At 71.8% G+C, this 22460-nt stretch carries 27 protein-coding genes; all 27 read right to left on the bottom strand.

Annotated features, from left to right (window positions below; all coding sequences use genetic code 11):
- Positions 1–2 precede the first annotated feature (2 nt).
- The 27 genes from ACE37J_RS13805 to ACE37J_RS13935 all read right to left on the bottom strand — a co-directional run bounded on the left by ACE37J_RS13805 (position 3) and on the right by ACE37J_RS13935 (position 22446).
- Positions 3–296, bottom strand: a complete 294-nt coding sequence (locus ACE37J_RS13805; protein WP_409711877.1) for a hypothetical protein — start codon at positions 294–296, stop codon at positions 3–5.
- A complete protein-coding gene (locus tag ACE37J_RS13810; RefSeq protein WP_409711879.1) occupies positions 293–721 on the bottom strand; it encodes a hypothetical protein in 429 nt (142 codons plus the stop codon). The genes ACE37J_RS13805 and ACE37J_RS13810 overlap by 4 nt, the downstream gene beginning before the upstream one ends.
- Positions 718–4023 carry a host specificity protein J gene (locus ACE37J_RS13815; RefSeq protein WP_409711881.1) on the bottom strand — a complete coding sequence of 1102 codons (3306 nt, stop codon included), beginning with the start codon at positions 4021–4023 and terminating at the stop codon, positions 718–720. The genes ACE37J_RS13810 and ACE37J_RS13815 overlap by 4 nt, the downstream gene beginning before the upstream one ends.
- On the bottom strand, positions 4020–4691 hold the full coding sequence (locus tag ACE37J_RS13820; RefSeq protein ID WP_409711883.1) for a hypothetical protein: 672 nt from the start codon (positions 4689–4691) through the stop codon (positions 4020–4022). Before ACE37J_RS13820 ends, ACE37J_RS13815 begins: the two co-directional genes overlap by 4 nt.
- Complete coding sequence (locus tag ACE37J_RS13825) at positions 4688–5467, bottom strand: Mov34/MPN/PAD-1 family protein (RefSeq protein ID WP_409711885.1); 780 nt, start codon at positions 5465–5467, stop codon at positions 4688–4690. The genes ACE37J_RS13820 and ACE37J_RS13825 overlap by 4 nt, the downstream gene beginning before the upstream one ends.
- Positions 5468–5478: 11 nt before the next feature.
- Entirely contained in the window at positions 5479–6237 is a 759-nt protein-coding gene (locus ACE37J_RS13830) for a phage minor tail protein L (RefSeq protein WP_409711887.1), read from the bottom strand.
- A complete protein-coding gene (locus ACE37J_RS13835) occupies positions 6237–6596 on the bottom strand; it encodes a hypothetical protein (RefSeq protein ID WP_409711889.1) in 360 nt (119 codons plus the stop codon). Before ACE37J_RS13835 ends, ACE37J_RS13830 begins: the two co-directional genes overlap by 1 nt.
- A gap of 1 nt (position 6597) precedes the next feature.
- A complete protein-coding gene (locus tag ACE37J_RS13840) occupies positions 6598–8868 on the bottom strand; it encodes a phage tail tape measure protein (protein ID WP_409711891.1) in 2271 nt (756 codons plus the stop codon).
- 346 nt (positions 8869–9214) lie between these two features.
- The gene (locus ACE37J_RS13845; protein ID WP_409711893.1) at positions 9215–9646 is read right to left on the bottom strand and encodes a hypothetical protein; all 432 of its coding nucleotides are present in this window, start codon (positions 9644–9646) and stop codon (positions 9215–9217) included.
- A gap of 7 nt (positions 9647–9653) precedes the next feature.
- On the bottom strand, positions 9654–10640 hold the full coding sequence (locus ACE37J_RS13850; RefSeq protein WP_409711895.1) for a phage tail tube protein: 987 nt from the start codon (positions 10638–10640) through the stop codon (positions 9654–9656).
- Complete coding sequence (locus ACE37J_RS13855) at positions 10640–11080, bottom strand: hypothetical protein (protein ID WP_409711897.1); 441 nt, start codon at positions 11078–11080, stop codon at positions 10640–10642. The genes ACE37J_RS13850 and ACE37J_RS13855 overlap by 1 nt, the downstream gene beginning before the upstream one ends.
- Complete coding sequence (locus ACE37J_RS13860) at positions 11077–11757, bottom strand: DUF6441 family protein (protein WP_409711899.1); 681 nt, start codon at positions 11755–11757, stop codon at positions 11077–11079. The genes ACE37J_RS13855 and ACE37J_RS13860 overlap by 4 nt, the downstream gene beginning before the upstream one ends.
- The gene (locus ACE37J_RS13865) at positions 11757–12083 is read right to left on the bottom strand and encodes a hypothetical protein (protein WP_409711901.1); all 327 of its coding nucleotides are present in this window, start codon (positions 12081–12083) and stop codon (positions 11757–11759) included. Before ACE37J_RS13865 ends, ACE37J_RS13860 begins: the two co-directional genes overlap by 1 nt.
- A 4-nt stretch (positions 12084–12087) precedes the next feature.
- Positions 12088–12327, bottom strand: coding sequence for a hypothetical protein (locus ACE37J_RS13870; protein WP_409711903.1), 240 nt, complete (start codon positions 12325–12327; stop codon positions 12088–12090).
- 82 nt (positions 12328–12409) lie between these two features.
- Complete coding sequence (locus ACE37J_RS13875) at positions 12410–13435, bottom strand: major capsid protein (protein WP_409711905.1); 1026 nt, start codon at positions 13433–13435, stop codon at positions 12410–12412.
- Between the two features lie 10 nt (positions 13436–13445).
- Complete coding sequence (locus ACE37J_RS13880; RefSeq protein ID WP_409711907.1) at positions 13446–13817, bottom strand: head decoration protein; 372 nt, start codon at positions 13815–13817, stop codon at positions 13446–13448.
- A gap of 3 nt (positions 13818–13820) precedes the next feature.
- Positions 13821–14345 (bottom strand): hypothetical protein, encoded by a 525-nt coding sequence (locus ACE37J_RS13885; RefSeq protein ID WP_409711909.1) that lies wholly within the window; start codon positions 14343–14345, stop codon positions 13821–13823.
- 11 nt (positions 14346–14356) lie between these two features.
- Positions 14357–15256: a S49 family peptidase gene (locus tag ACE37J_RS13890; protein WP_409711911.1), complete on the bottom strand. Its 900-nt coding sequence runs from the start codon at positions 15254–15256 to the stop codon at positions 14357–14359.
- Between the two features lie 34 nt (positions 15257–15290).
- Positions 15291–16208 carry a hypothetical protein gene (locus tag ACE37J_RS13895; RefSeq protein WP_409711913.1) on the bottom strand — a complete coding sequence of 306 codons (918 nt, stop codon included), beginning with the start codon at positions 16206–16208 and terminating at the stop codon, positions 15291–15293.
- Between the two features lie 10 nt (positions 16209–16218).
- The gene (locus ACE37J_RS13900) at positions 16219–16419 is read right to left on the bottom strand and encodes a Lar family restriction alleviation protein (RefSeq protein ID WP_409711915.1); all 201 of its coding nucleotides are present in this window, start codon (positions 16417–16419) and stop codon (positions 16219–16221) included.
- Positions 16416–18014, bottom strand: a complete 1599-nt coding sequence (locus tag ACE37J_RS13905; protein ID WP_409711917.1) for a phage portal protein — start codon at positions 18012–18014, stop codon at positions 16416–16418. The genes ACE37J_RS13900 and ACE37J_RS13905 overlap by 4 nt, the downstream gene beginning before the upstream one ends.
- Positions 18014–18241, bottom strand: coding sequence for a gpW family head-tail joining protein (gene gpW, locus ACE37J_RS13910; protein ID WP_409711919.1), 228 nt, complete (start codon positions 18239–18241; stop codon positions 18014–18016). The genes ACE37J_RS13905 and gpW overlap by 1 nt, the downstream gene beginning before the upstream one ends.
- Complete coding sequence (locus ACE37J_RS13915) at positions 18234–18434, bottom strand: hypothetical protein (RefSeq protein ID WP_409711921.1); 201 nt, start codon at positions 18432–18434, stop codon at positions 18234–18236. The genes gpW and ACE37J_RS13915 overlap by 8 nt, the downstream gene beginning before the upstream one ends.
- The gene (locus ACE37J_RS13920; protein ID WP_409711923.1) at positions 18431–20413 is read right to left on the bottom strand and encodes a phage terminase large subunit family protein; all 1983 of its coding nucleotides are present in this window, start codon (positions 20411–20413) and stop codon (positions 18431–18433) included. The genes ACE37J_RS13915 and ACE37J_RS13920 overlap by 4 nt, the downstream gene beginning before the upstream one ends.
- The gene (locus ACE37J_RS13925) at positions 20413–21039 is read right to left on the bottom strand and encodes a hypothetical protein (RefSeq protein ID WP_409711925.1); all 627 of its coding nucleotides are present in this window, start codon (positions 21037–21039) and stop codon (positions 20413–20415) included. Before ACE37J_RS13925 ends, ACE37J_RS13920 begins: the two co-directional genes overlap by 1 nt.
- 229 nt (positions 21040–21268) lie before the next feature.
- Positions 21269–21808 carry a transcription termination/antitermination protein NusG gene (locus ACE37J_RS13930; RefSeq protein ID WP_409711927.1) on the bottom strand — a complete coding sequence of 180 codons (540 nt, stop codon included), beginning with the start codon at positions 21806–21808 and terminating at the stop codon, positions 21269–21271.
- The gene (locus ACE37J_RS13935; RefSeq protein WP_409711929.1) at positions 21805–22446 is read right to left on the bottom strand and encodes a hypothetical protein; all 642 of its coding nucleotides are present in this window, start codon (positions 22444–22446) and stop codon (positions 21805–21807) included. Before ACE37J_RS13935 ends, ACE37J_RS13930 begins: the two co-directional genes overlap by 4 nt.
- Positions 22447–22460: the final 14 nt, after the last annotated feature.

The following is a 22460-nucleotide window of genomic DNA, read 5'->3' on the forward strand; positions in this document are numbered from 1 at the left end:
CCTCAGAGGCCCCGTGCGGAGCGGAAATGCGCGTCGAGCGCGGCCTGGTCGGCGGCGATGCCCATCACCTGCGCGAGGGCGAGAAGGTCCGGGTCGAGCCGCTCGTAGATCTCCGCGTCGTCGACCTTGATGCGGAGCCGCTCGGCGTCGGCCGCCGTGATCGCCTGCGCTGTCTCCAGCCCGTCGATCGCGGCGTGGACGTCGGCCTTGGTGACGCCGATCGAGAGCGCGTAGAGCCAGAACCGGGTGCGTTTCAGCGCCTCGGGCGCGGCGCGGGCCGGGATCACGAGGCTCATTCCCCGACCTCGATGTCGAAGACCGCGGCGAGCGTTGGGAACGCCTCGTCCACCACGAGCCGCCACGGGCCGGCCGCGTCGATCCGTATGGCGAGCAATCCCGCACCGCTCGCCGTGTCCGCGCCGACCTCGGCGGGCGGATCGAGCGAGGGGTCGACGACGCGCACCGTCGCGCCGGGGGGCAGCCCGGCCCAGTCCGCCTCCACGCCCGCATTCAGGGCAGGGGGCGGGGGCGGCGACGGGCGGGCGGCGACGGAGCCGGCCCCGTCGATCCACCAGAGGCGCGGGCGCACGAACTCCTCCGCCGTCGCCACGGCGATCATGCCGTTCGCGGCGGCCAGCGCATCCGCCTCGCCCTGCGTCTCCATCGTGAAGACATGCTCGACGGTCGCCGGGAGGGGCGCGGCGCAGGCGGCGAACTTCATGAGTAAAACGCGAAAATCTTCGCCTCCACCTCGATGTCCGTCATGCTGTTGTTGAAGACGAGGGTGATCGGGCTGCTCCCCGACGGCACTTCGTTGAGGCCGACGATCACCCGTTCCTCGATTGTCCCGAGAAAGGCGCCGGAGGAGCCGTGGTTCCCGCTCGCGCCGATCCGGAGGAAGAAGGAGCCGGCCGATCCGGCGCGCGTCGCCTGGATGATCCGGAGATCGACCATCACCTTGCCGGTCCGGGGCAGGACGATGTTGTCGAGCTGCCGCGTGCCGCCGCCGGCCACGGACCCGAAGAAGCCGGTCGAGAACTTGATCTTCCCGCCCGCCTCCGGCTTCAGCTTGTCCCAGTCGACCGCCTCCGGGCCGATCTTCAGGCCGGTCACCGCGAGCGAGCCGATATTCGCCTCGCCGACGACGATGCTGCCGAGATTGGCGGAGATCGCCGAGAGGTTCGTGACGTTGATCTTGTCGGCCGTCACCTGGTTCGCCCCGATATGCCGGGCCAGCAGCGTGCCGTCGATCAGCACGTCGCCACTGATCCCGACCTGGGAGACGCCGTTGATCGCGCCGACGGCGAAGACCTGCTTGACGCCGGTTCCGTCCGGCCGGGCGATCCGGAACCTGTCGGCGAGGATCGCCACTTCCGAGGTCGCCGCGCCGCCGACGATGGCGACGCCCGCGATCCGCCCGCCCGCGCCGCTCGTGAGCACGATCGAGCCGTCGACGCCCTCGACGATCCCCTGGACCGCGGCGCTCAGCTTGCCGAGCCCGACGCTCTCCTCGAGCAGGAGCGCGGAGCCGACGCCGGATGAGACGGCGGAGACCGGGCCGGCGAGGGCGGAGACGTTGTTCGTCTCCGCATGGGTCACCGTGCGGGCCCAGTAGTAGCGGGTCTGCCCGACGCCGAGCCCCTCGTCGGGCAGCGAGGTGGAGGCGGTGCGGCCGAGGACGGCCGCGGTCGAGCTGTTCAGCACGCTGTTGACGAGGACCTCGACATGCCGGAAATCCGGCTCCTCCGGCATCTGCCAGGAGACGACGTTGCGCCCCACGCCGGAGGCGGCGGCCAGCCCGGCCGGCGGCGCGGGCGCGGCGTTCGCGCCCACCGGATCGAACTCGATCTCCGCCCAGCCGGAGACCTGCCCGTCCGTCGTCGCCGCCCGGACGCGGAAGCGGTAGCCGTCGACGATCCCGCTTTCGAGCGGGATGTCCGCCGAGGGCGTGTAGACCCGCGCCGGCGGCGTCCACGCCCCGGCCGGCTCCAGCGCCGCCCATTGCCAGCTGTCGATCCGCGGGTCGGCAGGCGAGTTCCAGCCCAGCGTCGCGACGGGGAGCGCGCGGCTCCCCGGCCGCGCCCGCGCCCATTCGACGACCTGGAGCCCGGTCGGCGCGGCGGGCGCGCCGGCGGGCGGCAGGAGATGCGGCGGCGCGCGGTCGACGATGATCCCCTGCTCGACCCGCGCCCATTTTCCGGCGTCCTCCTCGACGGCGGAGATGGTGAAGCGGTTGTCCGGCTCCGGCGCGTTGGCGAGGATCTTGAAGCGCCGGGGCGCGATGGCGGCCGCCGTGGCGAACCAGACTGCGCCGGCGACGACGGAGGCGGGGAGCGCGGCGGTCAGCGTGATCGCGCTCGCCTCGCTCACGCCCGTGAAGGTCGAAGGGGCGACGTTCCGCTCCACGAAGTCGCCCACATCGGTCGAGACGGCGATCTTCAGGCCCGTCGCGAGGGCGGCGGGGATCGGGCTGTCGAGATGGATCAGCGTCGCGCTTTCCACCTCCCGCACCCGGCCGCCCAGGCGCTGGCCGATCCGGTGCTTGTCGCTGAGGAGCACCGCGTCGCCGGGCCGGAGGCCGGCATGGTCGAACCCGGCGCGCCAGCTCGCCCGCTCGCCGCCCCGCCCGTCCGTCTCCACGATCCATTTCGCGGCGCGGAGCGCCTCCCCGTCCGACGTGCAGAAGGGCAGCGTCACGTCGCGCTGGCGGCGGCCGTAGCGGCGGATCAGCTCCGGGTCGTCATGCACCGCGGTCGGCTTGATCGCGTAGTTGTCGCCCGGATCGCGGCAGGAGACGACGGCCGCCGTGTGCCGGGCCGAGAGCGGCACGCCGGAATAGGTGATCTCCTCGACATTCGCGTTGGTGACGAGCTTCACCGGGTCCGAAGGCCGGTCCGCCACGGGCACCACGGCGCCGGCGGACCAGTAGGTCGCGCCGCGGAAGGCGCTGGCGATCATCCGCAGCACCTCGATCGCGTTTTCCTGCCGGTCGAGGGGGCCGTTGAAGGTGAAGCGCGGCTCCGTCCCGCCCTTTCCGTCGTCCACCAGCTCGTCGCAATACTGGCCGATGGCGTAGAGCGCCCATTTGTCGACCGAATCGGGCGAGACCCGCTCCCCGAGGCCCCAGCGCTCGTCCACCAGCGCCGTATACCAGGCCCAGGCGGGGTTATCCGTGTGGGCGCGGACGAAGGTCCCGTCCCAGATGCCCGAATAGGCCCGCGTCGCGGGCGTGTAGTTCGAGGGCACGAGGCATTTCAGCCCCCGGATCGCGTAGGAGCGGCGCGGGATGCGCCCGCCGAAAGCCTCCGCCGGAAAGGAGATCGCGACATAGGCCGTGCCGGGATATTCCAGCTTCGCGTCGATCACCTCCGTGATCGAGATGAAGAAGAGATCGTCCTGCACGGTCGAGGACGAGGAATCGTCGCTGATCCGCCGGACCCGGACGCTCACGGGCCGCGTCTCCGGCAGCTCGACGCGGATGCGCCGCTCGAAGCCGGAGGTCGTCTTGCCGTGGATCTCCCGCTCCGCGCCGAGAACCCACGGCCCGGCCCCTTCCTGCACGTCGATGGCGTAGCGGATGCGCCCCCCGGCGAGATTCCCGCTCTCGCGCAGCGTCGTCAGGGTCGGCGTGCCGACCTTGACCTGGACGGCGTCGACCTCCGCATCCGTCACCGTGCGGACGACCGGCGTCGCCTGCACGACCTTCAGGCCGACGGCGATCTCGTTGACGACATTCGCGAAGCCCTTCGGCGGCGTCTGGCTTTCCGTCCCGGTCCGGAGCGTGAACTCGACGCCCTCGAAGTTGAAGTCGCCGGCGGCGTTCTGCAGCGGCACGCCGTCGAAGAAGATCGACTTCGCCGGGGCCTCCGGCGTCGCCCAGCCCTCGATCTCGCCCTCGGAGATCACGTCCACGATGTAGGCCGTCGAATCGACGAGCAGCGTGTCCGGGAATTCCCGCGGCGCCGGGGGCGCGCCTTTTGCGCCGGAGACGGGCGCGGCGGAGATGGTCGCGCGCGCGTTCATCGCCGCTCCGTCCGGATCGCGGAGGAGACGACGACGGAGCCGACCTCGCAGGTTCCGAAAACGACCGGGATCGCCGCGCCCTCCGACGTGATGTTGACCGGCGCGCCGAAGAGGTTGGAGCGCGCCTCCGGGTCGCGCTCGGCGTAGCGGGCGGCGGCGGGCGTCGGCGCCAGCGCCTGGCTGAGCCCGGCGAGGCCGAGCGAGAGGCCGAGGCCGAAGACAGCCGAGCCGCTGAGCGCCGCGACGCCGAAGACGCCCGCCGGCGGCACGATGAAGCTCGCCGCCACGAGCAGCGTGCCGAGGATGACCTTGCCGAGCCCGCCCTGCTTCGCGCCCGCCACGGCGGGGACGAAATGCACCTCCCGCTCCGCCGCGCCGAGGCCGAGCCGCAGCTCCCGCTCGTCGAGATCGCGTCCGGCCTTCCGCGGCCCGCGATAGACGCGCCAGGCCCCCGCCTCGATGGCGGCGCGGAAGCCGGGGAGCTGCGCGGAGAGCGCGCGCACCGCCTCGGCCGGCGAGGCGACGGCGAGGCGGAACACGCGCCCGAATCGCGCGCCGAGCGCGCCGTGGAGCCGGATCGTGCGCAGGGGAGCCGAAGCGGCGCTCATGCGCTCCCGCGGTTTCTCCGAAACCGCTGCGCGGGAGACGTTTCCTTCGGAAACGCTCATACGTCCCTCCTCAGCCAGTGGGTGACGTGCCGCAGGAGCGGGCCGACCGGGCGCGCGCCGGAAAGGCGGCCGGGCATGTGTTCGAGCGCGAGGCCGTCGCCGAGATAGACGCCGCCGTGATTGGGCGCCTTCGCGCGGATCGCCATGAGGTAGACGTCGCCCGGCTGCGCGAGCCCGGCGAAGGCGGACTGGTCCCGGCTGACGACGCGGAAGCCGGCGTCTTCGAGATTGTCGAGGTAGAGGTTCGCGCCGGGCTCGGCCCACCATTCCCAGTCCCGCGGGTAGTCGGGCAGGGCGAGGCCGCGGGCCTCCGCCTGCCAGTCCCGGATCAGCGTGTAGCAATCGGCGACGCCGTGCAGGAATTCGCGGGGGAGATGCGCGCCCGCCGCGTCGAAGAGCGGCGGCGCGCCGTCGCCCCAGCGGCAGGCGAGGCGGCCGCCCCCCTCTCCCGGGATCACGATGGCCCAGGGCGCGGCGCTGTCCCGCTGGCCCCGCATGTCGGCGGCGGAGGGATGCGCCGGGCCGCCCGGATGGGAATGGACGAAGCCTTCGAGCCGCCCCGCGGCGAAGAGCGCGCCCGCCGCCTCCGCCCCGACCATGAACTGCGCCGCCGGGTCCTCCGCCACGTTTTCGAGCGGAACATAGGCCCCGTCGACGACCGCGCCGACGCTTTCCCGCGGGGCCTCCCGCGCCGCATGGGCGCAGGCGGCGGCGATCACGGATTCGGTGAACGGGCCGCCGGGGCGGCGCCACCAGTCCGGCGCGTGCGCGCCCATCACACCCCCGTTCAACGCAGCCTCCCGACGCCGGGGAATCCGTTGAAGGGCAGCACAGCGTTGGCGCCGAAGCGCAGCTTGCAATGGGCGAGGATCAGCCCGCAGCGATCCTCCGCCGGGTCCGCGGTCGAGGCGCCGAGCGCGTCGAACAGCGCCGCGCCGACATAGGGGCAGGTCGCCTTCGCATAATCGAAGCCGCCCAGCCCGTCGGGCACCCGATAGCGATGCTGGCAGCGGTTGATCGCCTGCCGCCGCGGGAGCTGGAGCCCGGCATGGTCGATCCCGGTCGCGAGGCGGAAGCTGATGAAATCCGCGCCCTGGCCGGTCTTCTGGTCGATGACGTAGCGCTCGACCCCGAAATGCGCCGCGCCGTTCGCCTCCTCCCCGTCATCGAGGAAGCGCCGGAGCGTCAGCGTGCGCGTCACCGGGCAGCCGACGAGATCGTCGTAGAGCGCGACGAGGGAGAGGAGCGTCGTCGCCGCGCCGCTCACCGCGCCGTCCTCCCGCGCCATGCGGAAGGTCAGCTCCGGCGCGGGCAGCGGCCCGTCCGCGCTCCATTCCCAGCCCGTCGAGTCGAAGGGGATCGGCGTGTAGGCCAGCCCGTCGAAAACCGGCGCGGCGGGGCCCGAAGGCCCGTCCACCGGCGCGGGCGCGAAGCGATGGACGCCGCCGCCCACGGGCGAGGCGTCGAGCGTGAAGAGCTCGACCACGGCGCCGAGGTCGAACCCTTCCGCCGCGCGCCGCGCGTCGCTGTTGATCGCCTCCGGCATCAGAGGATGTCCTTCTCTTCGGTCAGGTCGGCGCTCACGTCCCATTTCAGGCCGGAGCGGGAGGGGGCGTAGGACCAGGCCGGCGCCGTCCAGAGCTGCGCCGCGTCATGGCCGGGGAGCTGGTAGGTGAAGGCCTCCGAGCCGCCCCGCGCCTCGAAAAAGCCCATGAGCGCGTCGCGCTCCGCCGCGCTCAGGTTGACCCAGGAGAGCGTCCCGCGGCGGGCGACATTGCCCGGCCCCTTGCGCGAGCGCTGCGAATAGCCGCCCTCGAACTCGGCGCGGTAGATCTGCGGCTGCGCCGAGACGCGGAAGCCGCTGACCGCCGGGGGCTTCGGGGGGACGAGGGCGGGCGGCGGCATGTCAGATCCCGCGCCGCGCGTCGAAGCGCCGGTCGAGGAGGCCGCCGGGGCTCATCTGCCGGACAAGCCGCGCGTCCACGCCCGCATTGATCAGCGCCTGAAGCACGGCCTGGCCGGTCTTGTCCGCCACCGCCTGCGGCTCTCGCGCGCCGGAGGCGTCGACGGTGACCGTGATGTTGACGACCGCCCCGCCCCCGCCCGCGCCCTCGGCCCGGACGCCGAGCGCCCCGCCGGGCAGGCGGCTGAGCGGCAGGATCGCCTCCGGCCCGGCCTCGCCCATCAGTCCGAGGCCGCCGCGGAAGGGAAAGAAGGTCGGCCCGTCCACGACGCCGCCATTGGCGAAGGCGGTCAGGCCCGAGGGGCCGAAGACGTTCCCCTTCGCGCTCGGCGCGAAAAGCCCGCCGATTGCGCCGAAGAGCGAGCCGAAGAACCCGCCGCCGCCCGCGCCGCCGCCGAGCCCCGCGAGGTTCCGCGCGATCAGGTCGAAGGCGGGATCGAGCGCGAAGTCGAGCAGCCGGTCGGCCATCCGGTTGAGCGCGCCGGTGAACCCCTGCTCCAGCGAGGCGGAGCCGGTCAGAACCGATTTCAGCCCGCCCCTGATGTCCCCCAGCGCGCCGGTCGAGCGCGCGGCCTTCTCCTCGATGTCCGTCGCGGAGCGCGCCAGCGCATCGGCGAGCACGCGCTCCGCCTCCGCCTGGTCATGCGTCAGCTCGGTGAGGAAGGGCAGGAGCGCCGTCAGCCGCTCCCGCTCCGCCGCGACCTGCTCCGCCACGGTGAGGTCCGCCGCCTGGCTTTCGGTCAGCAGTTTCTGCGCCGCCGTGAGCCCGTCGAGCGCGGAGGCCTGCGCGGCGTAGCCCCGCGCCTCCGCCTCGATCCGCGCGATGCGGGCGTCGTCCAGCGTCACGCCCTGTTGCACCGCCGCGTTGATCAGCCGGAACCGCTCCTCGAGGAAGGCCGCCTCCTCGCCGACCTTGCCGAGCAGCTCCGCCTGGTCGATCAGCCCGATGGTGCGCTGGCCGGAGGCCGCGATCAGCCGCTCGAAGGCCTCGGCCTCCTTCTCCAGGTCGGAGGCGCCGCCGCCGGGCAGGCGGAACTCGGGGAGCGTGACATCCGGCGTCACGATCCGGTTCGCGCGCGCCTCCGCGTCGAGGAGGTCGGAAAGCTCCCGGTTGCGGGCGGAGAGCGCCGCCTCCTCCTCGCGCAGCGACCGCAGTCGCTCCCGCCGGATGCCCTCGAACATCCCGCCTTCCTCGGCCGAGAGCGTCGCGATCTCGTTCTGGACCTTTCGCAGGTCCTCGATGTTGGTCGAAAGTTGCACGCGCAGCGGTCGCTCGGCGAGGCCGACCAGCGCCCCCATCTCGTTGACGCCCGCCACAACGGTTGAGAGAAATTCGAGCATCGGAGGCACAAGCCCCCTCAAATTCTCACCAAGGGACGCGATAGCGGGAGCCGCCTCCAGAAAGGCACGTTTGAGCTGGACGCCGACGACCTGCGACTGGATGCCGAACTGGGCGTTGACCTCCTGCGCCGAGCGGATCAGCTCGCCGCCGAGCAGCGCCCCGGCCTCCCGCGCCTGCTCGACATAGTCGCGAAGCGCCGCCGACCCCTCGCCGAGCACCGAGACGAGCGAGCGCCCGCCCTCCTCGAAGAGTTTCTGCGCGAAGGCCGCCCGCGTCGCCCCGTCCGGCAGGCGGGCGAAGGCGTCCGCGATCTCGTCGATCAGCTCGGCGTCGCTCTTGCGGCTGCCGTTGGCGTTGGTGAGCGTGACGCCGAGCTGCTCGAAGACCTTCGCGGCCTCGCCGATCCCCGCCCGCGCCTCGCCCGTTTTCCGCACGAGCGAGGAGAGGGAGGATTCGAGCCCGTTCGAGGATTGCCCGACGATGGTCAGCGCCGCGCCGAGCTCCTCGTAGACGTCCACGTCGATCTGCGCCCGGTCGGCGGCGTCGCCGATCTGCGCGATCTCGTTCGCCGCGTTCTTCGCCGCCGCGCCGAGGCCGATCAGCCCGCCGACCGCGGCGCCGCCGAGGAGGCCCCCCGGGCCGAGGACGCGGGCGAGGGACGCCACCGGCCCGGCGCGGCTCGCCAGGCCTTCGAGCGAGTCCCGCGCCTGCCCCGCCGCGGCGTTGAAGACGCGGAGCCCCGTGGAGGCGGGGGCGGCGGCGCGCTGGATCCCGCGCATCGCGTCTTCGGCGCGCTTGCCCGTCCGCTGGAATTCCGCCTCGAAGGCGCGCGCGCCCTCGGCCGAGAGCCGGACGCCGTATCGTCTCGTCATCGCGATCCCTCTTGTCTGTCGCCGCGCGCCCGGAGCCCTTCGAGGAGCCCGGCTTCGAGGCAGGGGAGGAGGAGCGGCAGGGCCGCCCCGCCCGCGCCGAGGCCCGCGGCGATCTCGCGGCAGGCCGGATAGTCGAGGCCCGCCGGGCCGGCGGCGGAGGTTCGGAGCTGCCCGATCAGGAGCGGAAAGGCCGCCCAGAGCGCGGCGCCCTCCTCCGTCTCGGGCGCGTGTTCATCCTCGGGGCAGCGGCCCTTTCCGCCCCAGCGGTCGCAGCCGAAGCCGGGTTCTTCCCGGCATCCGGCGCAGTGTTCCGCGCCCCCGCCCGCATGCCAGCGGGCGAGGGCGCTCAGGCGTTTCCCTCGGCGGCCGCCAGGTTGACCGGGCGATGCAGCGCGGCGCGGACGCGATCCGCCATGAAGGGGAAGCCCTCCCGCAGCTTGCGCCAGTTCTCCGGGTTCAGCGGCGCGGGCGCTTCGCCCGTCTCGTTCGCCACCCCGTCCCACGAGACGGCGAAGCGGGCGACGAGCGCGTCCAGCATCAGCTCCTCGGCGATGCCGGTGATCTCGTCCTGATAGGCGGCGAGCGCCTCCGGGTCGGCCCCGTCGAGCGCTTCCGCGCCGAGCGCGGAGGCCTCCCCGGCCCGCGCCCGCGCCTTGCGGAAGGCGCCGGCCTCGACCGCCTTCATCCCGGCATAGGTGACGGGCTTGAGCCGGATCGTGACGCCCATGCCGAGCGGGACGTCGCGCTCTTCGGTCAGGAGGGGGCCGAGGCGGATCATGCGCGCCTCACGCCGGGTTGTCGTAATTCGCGACGCCGTTCTTCAGCGTCGCGGTGAAGGGGCTGTCGCCCGAGCCGGGGCGCCCGGCGCGGAAGTTGAATGTGGCCGAGATCACGTCCCCGCCCTGGATCGGGATGCCGGTGCGCTCCAGCCGCGCGTTGTGGACGCGGAAGACGGCCGAGCGGGAGGCGGAGAGGATGTAGCGCAGCTCGAAATTCTGCAGCGTCCCGGCCTCCGCCGCGTCGTAGAGCGCGGCGTCGCGGAAGCGGGCGGTGAGCGAGCCCGTCACCTCCCATTTCCCCTCGTCGAGCCCCGCGGGCGTGGCGAGGCCGTTCAGCGTCTCCTGGTCGGGCGTCACGCCGGAGGCGACGCGGAATTCCGCCGCCGTCACCGCCGCGTCCTGCGACGCGCCGCGGAAGAGGACGCCCTGAAAGCCGATCGGCGTCGGGTCGTCCGCGAACTCGACCGGGGTCGTGTCGAGCGCCGCGCCGCCCTTCGTCTCCGAAAAACCGATCAGGCCGAACCGGGCGCGGGCGCGCTGGCCATCCTTCCGCGCGCTGAGGCTGAATTCGGTGTGGGTGATCCCGGTCTGGTGGAAATGCACGCCCGCGCCGGCCGCCGCCTGCGGATGCGTGATGCAGGCGGTGTGATGCGCCAGCGCCGGCGCGGCTTTCGCGGTGAAGACATGGGTGTAGGGGTCGCCCGCCCCGGTCGTCGCCGGCGCGCCGAAAAGGCCGCGGAGATGCCAGCCGAGCGAGGCGAGGCCGAGCGGCACCTCCGCATCGCCGGAAAGCGAGCGGAGGCCCGGGATCGCGTCGGGCGGCAGCGCGTCCCCCGTCAGCGTGTCGTCGGGGCTCAGCTCCTCCGCCGCCGCGGCGTTGATCGAGTAGAACGGCAGCTTGTAATACTCGCCGTCCCCGGCCGCCTCGGCCGTGGTGAAATCGGCCTGCCGGCGCATCGTCCAGATCGCGCGGTCCCCGCGTGCATTGGCCATCAGAGGTCCTCCAGCGTGTTGGATGGGGTTTCGTAGAAGAGCGTCACGGCGACGGTCGCGGCCGAGATCGGGGCGGCGGCCTCGACGTCCACGTCCGAATCGTATTCGAGGCCGCCGATCTCGATATGGTCGAGCGGGGCGGAGAGCGCGGCGCCGGCCAGCGCCGCCCCCAGCGCCTCGATCCGCGCCTCGAGGAGGCCGCGGCGGAACCCGTCCTCCGGGTCCTGCACGACGATCGTGACGTTCGCCTCGCGCTCGAATTCGCGGACGCCCGTGCCGAGCCTGCGGCCGACTTCCTCCGGGTCCTCGAAGCTCACCCAGGCGAGCCCCTCCGCCGGGCAGCGCGCCGGGCGCGCGTCGCCGCGGCTCACCCCGCACGGAACGGCCGCGGCGACGAGCGCGGCGAGGGCGGCGGCGGCGGCTTCGTGACGGGTGGTCATTCGCGCCCCCGGTCGGCGGCGTCGAGCTTCTCGAATTCCTGATCGATCAGGCGGGGAATTTGCGCTTCCCAGCGTCGCGCCGCGCCGAAGACGTCGGTCTTCTTCTTCAACTTCGCCTCCGGAATGAGCCAGAACATCGGGATCGAGTCTTCGAAGTCGCCCTTTCGAAGCGCAGTCGCGGAGGCCTTGGTGAACCCGCCGCGCTTTCCCTTCCTCCGGCGCAGCTTGTCGACGACGAGCAGCGCCAGATCCTTCCGGCCCTTAAGCTGGACGAACCGAAGCTTGCCGAACTGACTTTCCGGGAAGGTTGAAGGCTTGATCGCCTTGAACCCGATCTTCTGCGGCGCGTTCTCCGTCGGGATCGCAAGCCACACGCCCTTCGGGCTTCGCACCGTCTCTCCGCGATCGAAGGCTGTGTGGATGGCAGGCGCATTGGAATAGACCGATGCGGCGGCGTTGAGGGAAGGCTTCCCGGTCGGATAGACAGCGTGTCGCCAGGCGTTGGCGACCCGGTTCCCAAGACCCGCGCTGCGAACCTGCGCCCTCAGTTCTTCCTTGAGTTCTCGTCCCGCGATTTCAATGCCCGCCTTCACGGCGCGCTCGGCCTTCTTCAGCTCGTCGCGCATGAACTTTTCCAGATCCCCGCGCAGCGCGACCTCGATGCGGCGCGGCAACATCAGCGCGGCTCCCCGGTCGCGAGGATCGCCACGAGCCGGTTCGGGTCCTCCCAGCGGGGTTCGCCCTGCACCACCCGGCGGATCGCGCCGCCCGGCGCGGCGACGTCGATCACCGTCCCCGCCGGGAGCGCGGCGAGGTCCTCCGCGCGGACGCGAAGGTCGCCGCCGTCGGCCACGATCTCCCGCCCGCGGATCGTCTCGCCCCCCGTCGAGAGATCGACGATGGCGCGGATCACCCGCCCCGGCGTCCATTCGGGGTCGACCGTCACGTCCGAGCCGAACCGCGCGAAGGCGGCGGCGACCGGGGCGGCGGGATTCCAGGCCATCGGCTCAGGCGCCCGCCGTCTTCGCCGCCTCTTCCGCGGCCTTCGCGGCGGCGGCGGCCTCGATCTCCGCGGCGTCCGGCTCGACGCGCCCGGCGCCGGCGTCGACGATCTCCTTCGCCTCCGCCTTCGTGACCCGGCCGCGCCAGCCGGCGGGGAGGGTGCGGGCCCGCACGTTGTCGATCGGGAGCGTGAAGCTCCGGTCCATGAAGACGTGAGTATCGGCCTTCGGCGCTTTCGCGGCCATCGGAGCCTCCTGGTTTTCGGGGATGGGGAGGCCCCGCCCGGTCAGGCCGGGCGGGGCTTTTCGAGTCGGGCCGTCAGCCCGCTCAGTTCGAGCTGTGGCCGCGGACGAGGATCGCGGGGCGCATGCAGATCGGCAGCGCGTTCATCTGCGCCTCCACCTCGACATAGCGGTTCGCCTTCGGGTCCGGCATCGCCTTTGCATAGAAGGGCTGGCCGGGCGTGTTCGCCGTCTCCATGTAGTCCGCCGGGCTGTTGTAGGTCCGGAAGGTGTTCATGGTGCCGAGCGGGAAGAACCGCGCGTCGCCGGCCGGGATGAAGTTCTGCGTCACGACGGAGCCGTCTTCCTGCGGAACCTCGCCGGAGCCGAGATATTCCTCCCAGGTGATGCCCTGCCACGGGATCCCGCGGCGGACGTCGCCGCGGAGCGGCTCGACCGTGGAGGTGTAGTATTTCCACGCCTCCTTGAAGTCGTCGTTCGCCATCAGCTTGTCCCAGAATTCCGGGGAGCAGAGGGCGTGGACGCCGGTCATCATGTCGCCCTTGAGGTTCAGCTCGATGTGGCGGACGACCTCCCGCGCCTTCTTGTCCGGGTCGCCGGAGCCGAGGGCGAAGTCCACCACCTTCTGCGTCACGCCGAACTCGGTGAAGAGGTTGACGATGGTCGTCCCGTCCGCGTCGATCACCGTTCCGCGCAGCGCCCCGGCGCGGAGGAATTCCCGCGTGATGTCGAGGTTCTGGCGGTGCTCGACCAGCACCTCGTTGACGAGGTCCTGCACCTGCATCAGCTCCGTCTCGGAGCCGAAGGCGCGGATGCCCTGCACGTCCTCCGCGGTGATCCGCCCGCTGAGGGCGAAGCGCCGGGTGGCGAAGTTCCGCATCTCCCGCTTCGCGCGCTCCGCGCCGGGGATGTCCGTGCCCCGCGGGGAGGACTGGACGATCGAGAGAACGCCGTTTTTCTGCTCGATCTGGAACTGCGCGGTGCGGATCGGCTTGTCGGCGAAGAGGCCGAGCTCGCCGAGCCGGCCGAACTGGTTGGGGACGACGTTGATCGCGTCCGAAAGCTCGCGCGTGCGGAACGCGGAGCCGGTGAAGATATCCATTCCGGGCATGTCCCGCTCCTCAGCTGGCGATGATGCCGACGGCCTTCAGCGCGGCGACAGCGGTGTTCCGCTTCGTCGCGTCGTCGATCGTCGAGTGAAAGATGAGGCCGGCGCGGCGAACCCGCGCCTCCCTGACGAGGATGACGCCGGCGGCGTCCCCCCCGGTCGCGTCGACGTCCGCATGGACGAGCACGCCCTTCGGGGCCTGCGACCCGTCGGACGCGCCGGGGGCGGAGAGCGTCCACTTGCCCGAGGCGGTGATCTGGCCGAGCACGGCCCCGATCTTCACGTTCTGCCCCGAGATGATGATCGCCTCGTCCCGGCTGTAGAACGCATCCTCCTCCCAGAGGACGACGTCGCCGGTGTAGTTCGGTTCGCTGAGCGTGGTCATGGCTCACTTCCCTTTCTGAAAGCGCGCCGCCATGCGGTCGCGGGTGGAGGGGCCCTGCGCGGCGGCGCCGCCGCCTCCGGCCCCGATGCGGCGCTGCTGGCCGCGCATGCGGTCGGCGAGCGAGGCGCCCTGCACGCCGAGCGAGAGGACGCCCGCCGCCTCCTTCGGGGAGAGCGCGGTGTTGACGGCGAGATGCGCCGCCTGGGCGAAGTTCGCCGGGCCGACGCCCTTCGCGGAGAGGATCGCGCCGACGCGCTGACGCTCGGCCTTGCGACCTTTCGCGAAGGCGGCCTTCTCGGCCTTCGTCATCTTCGCCTGGTCGTCATCCTCGTCGCCGCCCTCGGCCTCGTCGTCCTCGCCGTCCTCCATGGCGGCGTCGTCGGTTTCCTCGCCTTCGCCCTCGGGCGGCGGCGCGTCCTCTTCCTCGCCGTCCTCCATCGCGGCGTCGTCCTGGTCCTCTTCCGGCCCGTCGCCCTCGGCCCGGGATTTCCCGCGGCCGAGGAGACCGGCGAAGGTGAACTTCGACATGTCTTCGCTCCTCAAGGTTCGCCGGCTGCGCCGGACAGGTGGTCGACGAAGGCGTCTAGCGCCTCGTCGGGGGGCATGACCTCGTCCACGAGGCCAATTCGCTTGGCTTCCGCCGCGCCGGAGGGGCCGGAATAGACCGCGGCCTCCGTCGCCAGCGCCGCCGCCGCGTCCATCGCCGCGCCGCGGCCCGCGGCCACGTCGTCGGCGAAGACGCGGCGCATCTCCTCCATCTCCGCCAGCCAGCGCGTCTTCACCTCGTCGGGGAGCGGCTGGAGGCTGTTGCCGTCGACCTTGTGCTTCCCCGCGAAGAGGAGCGTCGGCACCACGCCGAACTCGTCCAGCGCGCGGCTGAAATCCCAGTGGACGGCCATGACGCCGATCGAGCCGACGACGCCGAACCGCCCGGTCGCCACGGTCGAGGCGGCGGCGGCGATGGCGTAGCCGGCGGAGGCGGCGACGCCGTCCACGATGGCGGCGACGGGCTTCCGCTCCCGGGCCTCCCGGATGAAGGCGGTCAGCTCGAAGAGGCCGGAGACGTAGCCGCCGGGGCTGTCGATCCAGAGCGCGATCCCGCCGACGGCCGGATCCGCCAGCGCCTCCCCGATCTGCCAGCGGAGCTGGACATAGCCGGTCGCCCAGCTGTCCCCGATCCACGGATAATCCTTAAGAAGAAGGCCGGAGACCGGGATCACGGCGACGGCTCCGCGCTGCGCCCAGGGCTTCGTCTCGCGGGCCAGCATCTGGGCCAGCACGTCTTTTTGCCCAGCCGCGCGCGGGTCGCGCTGGCCGGAGACAACGCGGCGGGCGTTCTCCTCGCAGATCATCAGGAAATCGCGCGCGCCGGAAGCGCGCGCGATGGCGAGCGGGTTGGACCCGAGGCGCGTGAGCGCCGGGATCGAGAGGTCTGGCATGGGTTCTCCTGACTGGAGGAACGGCCGGAGGCTTCTAGTGAGCCGCCTGCACTTCGATGCGCTCGCCGCGCTTGCCGGCGCGGGCCGGCAGGACGTAACCGCGGCGGACCTCGCCGGCGGCGACCTTCACGACCTTGGTCTTCACGACGCGCCCGATGGCCGCGTTGCCCTTCTCGGTCGCGTCGATCCACGTGACGTAGGCGGCGCGCCCGTCTTTCGGGCAGATCAGCCGCCAGTGTCCGCTGGCCCAATGGCGACGGACGCCTCCGGAGATCGATTCCGCCGCCGTGACGCATCCCCGCTGGATCGACGGACCGCCGGGGCGGAAGGTGACGACGTTGAATGAGTGCATCGGCCGCCCGCGCTGTGCGGCGCGCTGGATCGCCATCCGCTCCGCGCGCGTCATGCGGCCGGGGCTTTGGCGACGCACGGAGACCGCGCGGGGCGTGGTGACGAGGGCGCAGAAGGCGATGAAACGCGCGATGGCGAGAGCCATGAACTCTCGAACTTCGCCGTCATTCAGCGGCCCCACATTGAAGCTCTCGGAAAGAACAGCGCCTCGCTCTGTGAGCGTCACCTGTGAGAGTGAGCTTGGCACGATACCTTGGGGCGTTTTCAAGAAACCGTGCAAAACGCCGGAAGTTCCGTCGAAGAGATATCCGTAACCGAACATTTCGACCCAGAAGCGCGCCAGAGGAACCTGAAAACAGGTGCCGTATAGAACGTAACGGTCTCCCTCCTCTGGTCGAAAGAAGTCGAGCATCGTCTCTTTGACCGCAGGGAAGGCTTCATCGGGCACGAGGTAACGATCCACAGCCGCGCGGAACGGATCGCCGTCGAGGAAAACGTGGTTCTCCTCCGGCATGACGAGAAGATCGCGGGCGGCGTCAATATGCGGGTATCGTCCGCGCGGCGCGGCTAGGATCGCGTCCAGAATCTTGGTCTTGGCCATGCTCGCCTCCTCAATGCACCCGCGCCGGGGCGGCGCGGCGGTTCCAGTCGTCGATGGCGCCTTCCGGGGTCGCCGCCTTCATCGGGCCATTCGCGGCGCAGCCACCGCAGATCACGGCGTAGATGCTTTCGCCTTCATCGCCCTCGCCGATATCCTCGACGTAGAGATCGGCCCCGCCGCAGAAGGGGCAGGGAACGTCGGCTGCGCTCACGCCGCCGGCCTCCGGTCGGCCTCGCCATTGTCCGGCGCGCCGCCGATCAGCTTCGCGAAGCTCTCCTGCGCCGGGTGGAGCATGCCCTCGGGCATCTCCCCGATCTCGCGGGCGATCTGGGTGAGGTTGTCCTGATAGTCGGCGCCGGCGAGCTCCGCCGCCTCGTCCTCGAGCGTCGAGATGCCGAGGGCGATGCGCATCGCGGCGGCCTGCGCCTCCTTCACCGGGTCGACGAAGCCGCGGCCCGGGCCGATCCATTTCGCGCGGGCGTAGGCGGCGGGGTTCTCCGCGAAGTCCGGCGCGCCCGCGGGCAGCGGCAGGCCGCCCGCGTCGAACTGCTCCTCCAGCCAGGCGAGGCGGAGCGGCTGGCAGAAGCGCTGCGCGAAGCTCTGGCGGCGGGCGTTCCAGCCGCGCCAGAGCTCGATCAGCGCGGCGCGTGCGCTCGAATAGTTCGTCTTCGACCAGTCGGCCGAGAGCTGCTCGTAGGTGATTCCCATCCCCGCCGCGATCTTCCGCAGGACCGCGGATTCGAACTCCGCGAACTGGGCGGCGGGGCGGGCGGCGGCGACGGTCGCGATCTTCTCGCCGGGGAAGAGATGCGGGATGCGCGCGCCGCCGAGGCTGATCTGGCGCGCGTCGTGGAACTCCTTCCGCTGCGAGGTGTAGTTCCCGAATGCCCCGCCCTCGTCGCTGAGCAGGTCCACCACCGTCTCGTTGTCGAACGGGCTCTCGATGAAGGTCCCGAGGATCGCGTTGATCACCGCCGCCTGGATCTCCACCACCGAATAGCGCTGTTCCATCCGCAGCGTCTCGACGATGGGGGAGAGGCGGGAGACGCCGCGGGTCTGCCCGTCCCGGTGCTTGTCGAAGAAGTGGAGCACCATCGGGCGGCCCCATTCCGTCTCCCGCGGCCAGAAATCCCATTCGAGCGCGCGGCCGCCGGCCCACGGGTCCGCCGGGTGGCCGCGGCGGAAATGGTAGCCGGTCGCCGCGCCGTCCTCGTCCACCTCCACGCCCGCGCGGAGCTCCGGCCCGTCCTGCCGGCCGAGCGGGTTCGCGAGGAGGTCCGGGTCGACGATGCGGAGCGTCGTGCGCGTCGGCCTGTCCTCGTTCCAGCCGATGACGCCGAGCGCGTCCCCGTCGATCAGGTAGTGCCGGTAGGCGAGGGCGAAGAGCTGCGGCAGGGGCTGGGCGCGCGCGGCGTCCGCCATCATCCGCGGATCGTCCGCCCAGGAGCGCCAGCGCGCGTCCACCGCGTCCGCGAATTCCTTGGCCCAGACGTCGTCGAGGCCGAGCGCCCGCGCGTCCGGCTTCGAGAGCGGGCGGAAATTCGCGCCGATGACGCTGTCCACCTCCTTCCCGATTCCGCCCGCGGCCCAGCCGTCGTTCCGCACGAGGTCGCGGGCGCGGGCCGTCGCCATGTCCCGGTCGCGGAGGAGGTCTCCGTCGGCGGAGCCGAGCGCGGGCAGGTAGTTCACCAGCCCGTCCGAGGCGAGCTGGTCCCCCGCCGTGTAGGGCGAGGGCGCCCAGGCGCGCGGGGCGGGGGCCAGCGCGCGGGATGAGCCGGCGGGGACGCGGAAGCGGGGCTTCGCCATCAGAACAGGACCCTCCGGGCGCGGCGGCGCTGCGAGGCCGGAGCCTCGATCCCGAGGTCGCGGCGCAGCTCGGCGATGTAGGCGTCGAGCCGCGCGAGGTCGGTCGCGGAGAAGCTCGTCTTGAAGCCGGCGTATTCGACCGAGGCCTCCTGCGCGCCGGTCATCAGCCGGTGCCGGGCCGCCTCGGCCTCTTCGAGGCGCGTGGTCAGGGTGGCCGTGTCAGGCATCGGGCAGGGCCTTCGCGATCACCTCGCCGGCAAAGCCGCGGGCGATGCGCTGCTGTTCGCCTTCCTGCTCCCGGCGGATGAACGCGCGCATCATCCCCGGCGTCATCAAGGGACGGGGGAGCATCTCCTTCGGAACCCAGAGCGTGTAAGTCGACATGACTTCAAATCCTTCCGGCTCCTGAGGCGAGGTCATGGCAGCAACTCCGACAGCGGGCGTTTCGGTTTCGGCTTCGGCGCCGGGCGGGGCGCGTCGGGCGCGTCGGCGGCGGGGACGAAGAGGTCGGGCTGCTCCGCCAGCATCGGCGCGCCCCAGAGCGCCTCCAGCTCGTCCCATTTCGCGTCCGTATGCGCCCGCCAGCCGAGGCGGAGGGCGGCGATCCGGGCGTAGCCTTCCGTGTCCAGCGCCTCGTTCCGGCGGGTCGGCTCGACGAGGGCCCACCGGCTCTCGACGATCCCGGAGGGGAGGCGCACCGTCTCCTTCTTCTCCGCCGTGATCTGGCGATAGAACTCGTCCCCCAGCCCGGTGGCGAAGCCGCAATATTTCCGGGCCTGCGGGTCCTCGACGCGGAGGGCGGAATAGAACTCCGCCTTCATCATCGAGACGTTGATCATGTAGCCGCGCTTCTGCCGCTTCTTCGCCGCGCCGTCCGCCTTCCGCTCGAACCGCATCAGCTGGTAGGCCGGGCCGGTCTGGCTCCGCGCGCCCTTCACGATGATGACGCGGCTCCAGGGCCAGCGCTTCGCCCAGTCCCACACGTCGTCGGTATAGGCGCCGCCGTCGATGGCCATCATCCCGAGGGCGAAGCCGCGGCCATGCGCCGTCTTCCATTCCGCCTTCAGGAGCCGGTCCAGCGCCTCCCGCCCCTCGACGGTCGAGATGTGATGCGGGATCACCCGGTAGTCGATCGTCCAGCAGCGGAGGTCGCGGCCGAAGGCCTTGACGTGGACCTCGATCCGGTCGTCCTGGCAGTCCACTCCCGCGGTGAGCATCCCGGCGCCGGCCGGGATCCGGCCGAGGGGGAGCTGGTCCGCCGGGTCCGCGCCCTCCACGCGGTTCCTGATCTCCTCCCAGGGCGGCGCGCTGGAGGCCTGCTCGTAGGGGAGGCCGAGCACGTCGTTGAAGAAGACCTGCTCCGGCTTCGCGTCCTGCGCGGTCGTCAGCGCCGCGAGGTCCTCGCCATCGTCCTTCCGGGTGAGGCCGAAGGCCTTCAGGTAGTCGACCGCGATCGAGGCCCAGTCCCGCTGCGGGGCGCAGGCGCGGCCCCAGAGGTGGAAGCTCGGATGGTCGCCCTTCGGGTTGTGCGGAACCCAGCGCCCGGCGGCGACCATCGCCTCCTTGTGCTTCTGCTCGATGACGCCGCCGCAGCGCTCGCAGGTGAAATGCGCGGCGCGGGGATTCGCCGGGTCGATCGAGGGGAGGAAGTTCTCCCATGTCAGCGGCCCGGCCTCGCCGCAATGCGGGCAGGGCATGTGGAACCAGCGCTGGTCCCCCCGCTCGAAGGCGCGGGTGATGCGGCAGGTTCCCTTCAGCATCGCGGTCGAGGCGCGGAGGATCTTCGCATCCTCGTAGCCGGCGGCGCGGCTCTCCGCCATGAATTCCGGGTCGCCCATCGGCCCGGCCTCGAACTTCGCGAGGTCGTCCATGATGACGAGCTTGCGGCTCGACCCGGTGAGGTCCGACGGCGAGCCGGCGGAGGTCGTCTTCAGGCTGCGGCTCCGGTCGATCGACTCCTGGTCGAACAGCGTGTCCGTCTTGTCGCCGCCGTCGAGGCCGAACATCGCCCTGAGCGCGGGGGCCTGCCGGCGGAGCGGCATCCATTTCCGGCGGACCCATTCCTTCGCGGCCGAGCCGGTCGGGTGGACGACGAGGGCGTCGAGCGGGCCGTATTCGAACCAGGCGCCGAGGGCCGGGTGGATCACGGAGCTGGTCTTGCCCCATTGCGCGTCGCCCCTCAGCGTCACCTCCCGGCAGGGATGCTCGGGCGAGAGGCATTCGAGGATCTCGGCGAGGAAGGGGAAGCGGGCGATGTCGAACGCGCCGGGGAGGGGGGAGCGCTCGTCGAAGACGATGTTGCGGGCGGCCCAGGCGGCGAGGTCCGGCGGGGGCGGGGGGGCGAAGGCGGCGGCGGCGGAGCGGGCCGCGACGAATTCGGCGGAGGCGAGGTAGCCCATCAGAAGTCGGCTTCGGCCTCGTCTTCCGCCAGCGCGGGCCCGGCGAGCGCGAGGGCGGCGGAGCGGCTCGCCCGGTGGCGGCGCCAGTGATCGCGGAGGATGCGGCGGACTTCCTTGAAGTCCACCTTCAGCTCGTCGGCCAGGGAGCGGGCGGCGGCGGTGAGCATCGCCTCGAACATGCCGATCTCGGAGGTGAGGAGGCGCGCGACCTCCCGCTCCATCGATTCGCGGAGGACGAAGCGGCCTTCCTCCTCGGCGTTGCGCCGGCGGGCGGCGCGGGCCTCCTCCTCGGCCTTCTGGATGCGGGCGAGCTTGTAGCGGTCATCGTCCGTCGGGGAGAGCAGGGCGTCGCGGGGCTGGGGGTCGCGGGCGGGGGCTTCGCGGTTCGGGGCGTCGGCGAGGATGCGCTGGCGGGCGGCGTCGGTGGCGGCGGCGTTGCCGAGGCGCTGGCCCGGATCCATCCGGACGCCGAGCGCCGCGGCGCATTTCCGCACGTCGAACCGGCGGCGGCGGCCCTCGCCCGTCCAGCATCCGTCCAGCTTGCCGGAGGAGACCCACTGCGAGACGGCGCCCTTCGTGCGGCCGAACAGCTCGGCGAGTTCAGTTGCGTTTACTTGGTCAACCATCTCCCGGCCTTGAACTATCGAGAGTTTAGGCTTTCCGCGAAAGTTCAGCGCACCAAAACCCATGCGCTAAGCCGCCCCCGTATACGTCGACACGGCCGGAAGGACCCGCTGAATTCCGATTTCCCATTGCGCTGCAAGGCGGCTGCCCGATCGCACGGAGGCGAAGGCTGCCCGGTTTCGCCCGCGTCTCGGCCCGGAGGCTGACGTCGGATCGGCGATGCGAAACCCCTTACCCCACCAGCGCGAGATTTTCAACGCCGATCTCCGTCACCGTCTCCCGCCCGAAGATGTTGACCGGAACGCGCGCGAACGTCCCCGCCGGCCGCACGAAGATTTCCTCGACGACGACGACCGCCCCGTCGAACGCCCCGCCGAGGATCTCCACCCGATCCTTCGGGTTGACCTCGCGCCCCGCCGCCATGTCGCGATGATGCGCCGGCGCGGTGAAGGCCCCCGTCGCGCCCATCTCCCTGAGCGCCTTGATCTTGGCCTCCGGCACCGGCCGCACCACGCCGCCGACGCCGACGATCCCGAAGACGCCCCGCATCGCGCAGAGCCCGCGCCAGTCGCCGCCCGGCCCCATCCGCACGAAGAGATACCCCGGCAACAGCGAGCGCTCGACCAGCTCGCGCGCCTTCGCCCGGCGGGAGCGGCGGGCCCAGATGCGCCGCACGAGCATCATCGCCTCGAAGCCGCGCGAGCGGAGCGCCATCTCCATCGCCCGCTCCCGCCCGGTCTCGACCCGCGCCGCATACCATTCGCCCTTCATGGCCGCGCCTCCGCGCCGATCCCGGCGAGGTCGTCCGGCACCCGATGCCCGGCCTTCGCCAGCGCCTCGGCCGGCACGCCGCCGCTGATGACCGCCGCCATCCGGCAGCGCCGCCGAAGGTCAAAGAGCCGCGCCGGCGGCGCCGTCCCCTCCCGCGCCCACCAGCCGAGCGCGCGCCCGACCTCGCGCTGATCCACCAGCGAATCGCCGCCCGTCTCCGCCTTCCGCTTCGCCAGCACCGCCTTCACAAGCAGCTCCAGCGCCTGAGGCGCGGGCCAGCGCCCGCCCTTCGCCTTACCCTCCAGCCTGATCGCCGCGCGGATCGCCTCCAGCTCCGCGACCGAGCGCCCGCGATGCGGCCGCCCGATCTCCGCCAGCCGCGCCGCCCAGGGCGCCTCCGCCCAGCCCCGCGGCGGCTTCAGGCCCTTCCGCGTCGCGCTGGACGTCAGCGGCTCGACGATCTCCCGCGCCCAGCCATCCGTCCCTTCCTGCTTCTCAGCCAGCCCGACCTCCGCCGCCGCATCGGCCGGGCCGCCGGGCGCGTCGGAGGAAGAGATTTTATTCTGAGATTCTGTGATGTTCTGTCCTGTACCACTCTGACAGTTCGAGCGTGAAATCTGCTGTAATTCTGCTGTCATGATTACACCTCATT

It is taken from the genome of Pikeienuella sp. (assembly GCF_046290545.1).
In the GTDB taxonomy this organism is placed as follows: Bacteria; Pseudomonadota; Alphaproteobacteria; order Rhodobacterales; family Rhodobacteraceae; genus Pikeienuella.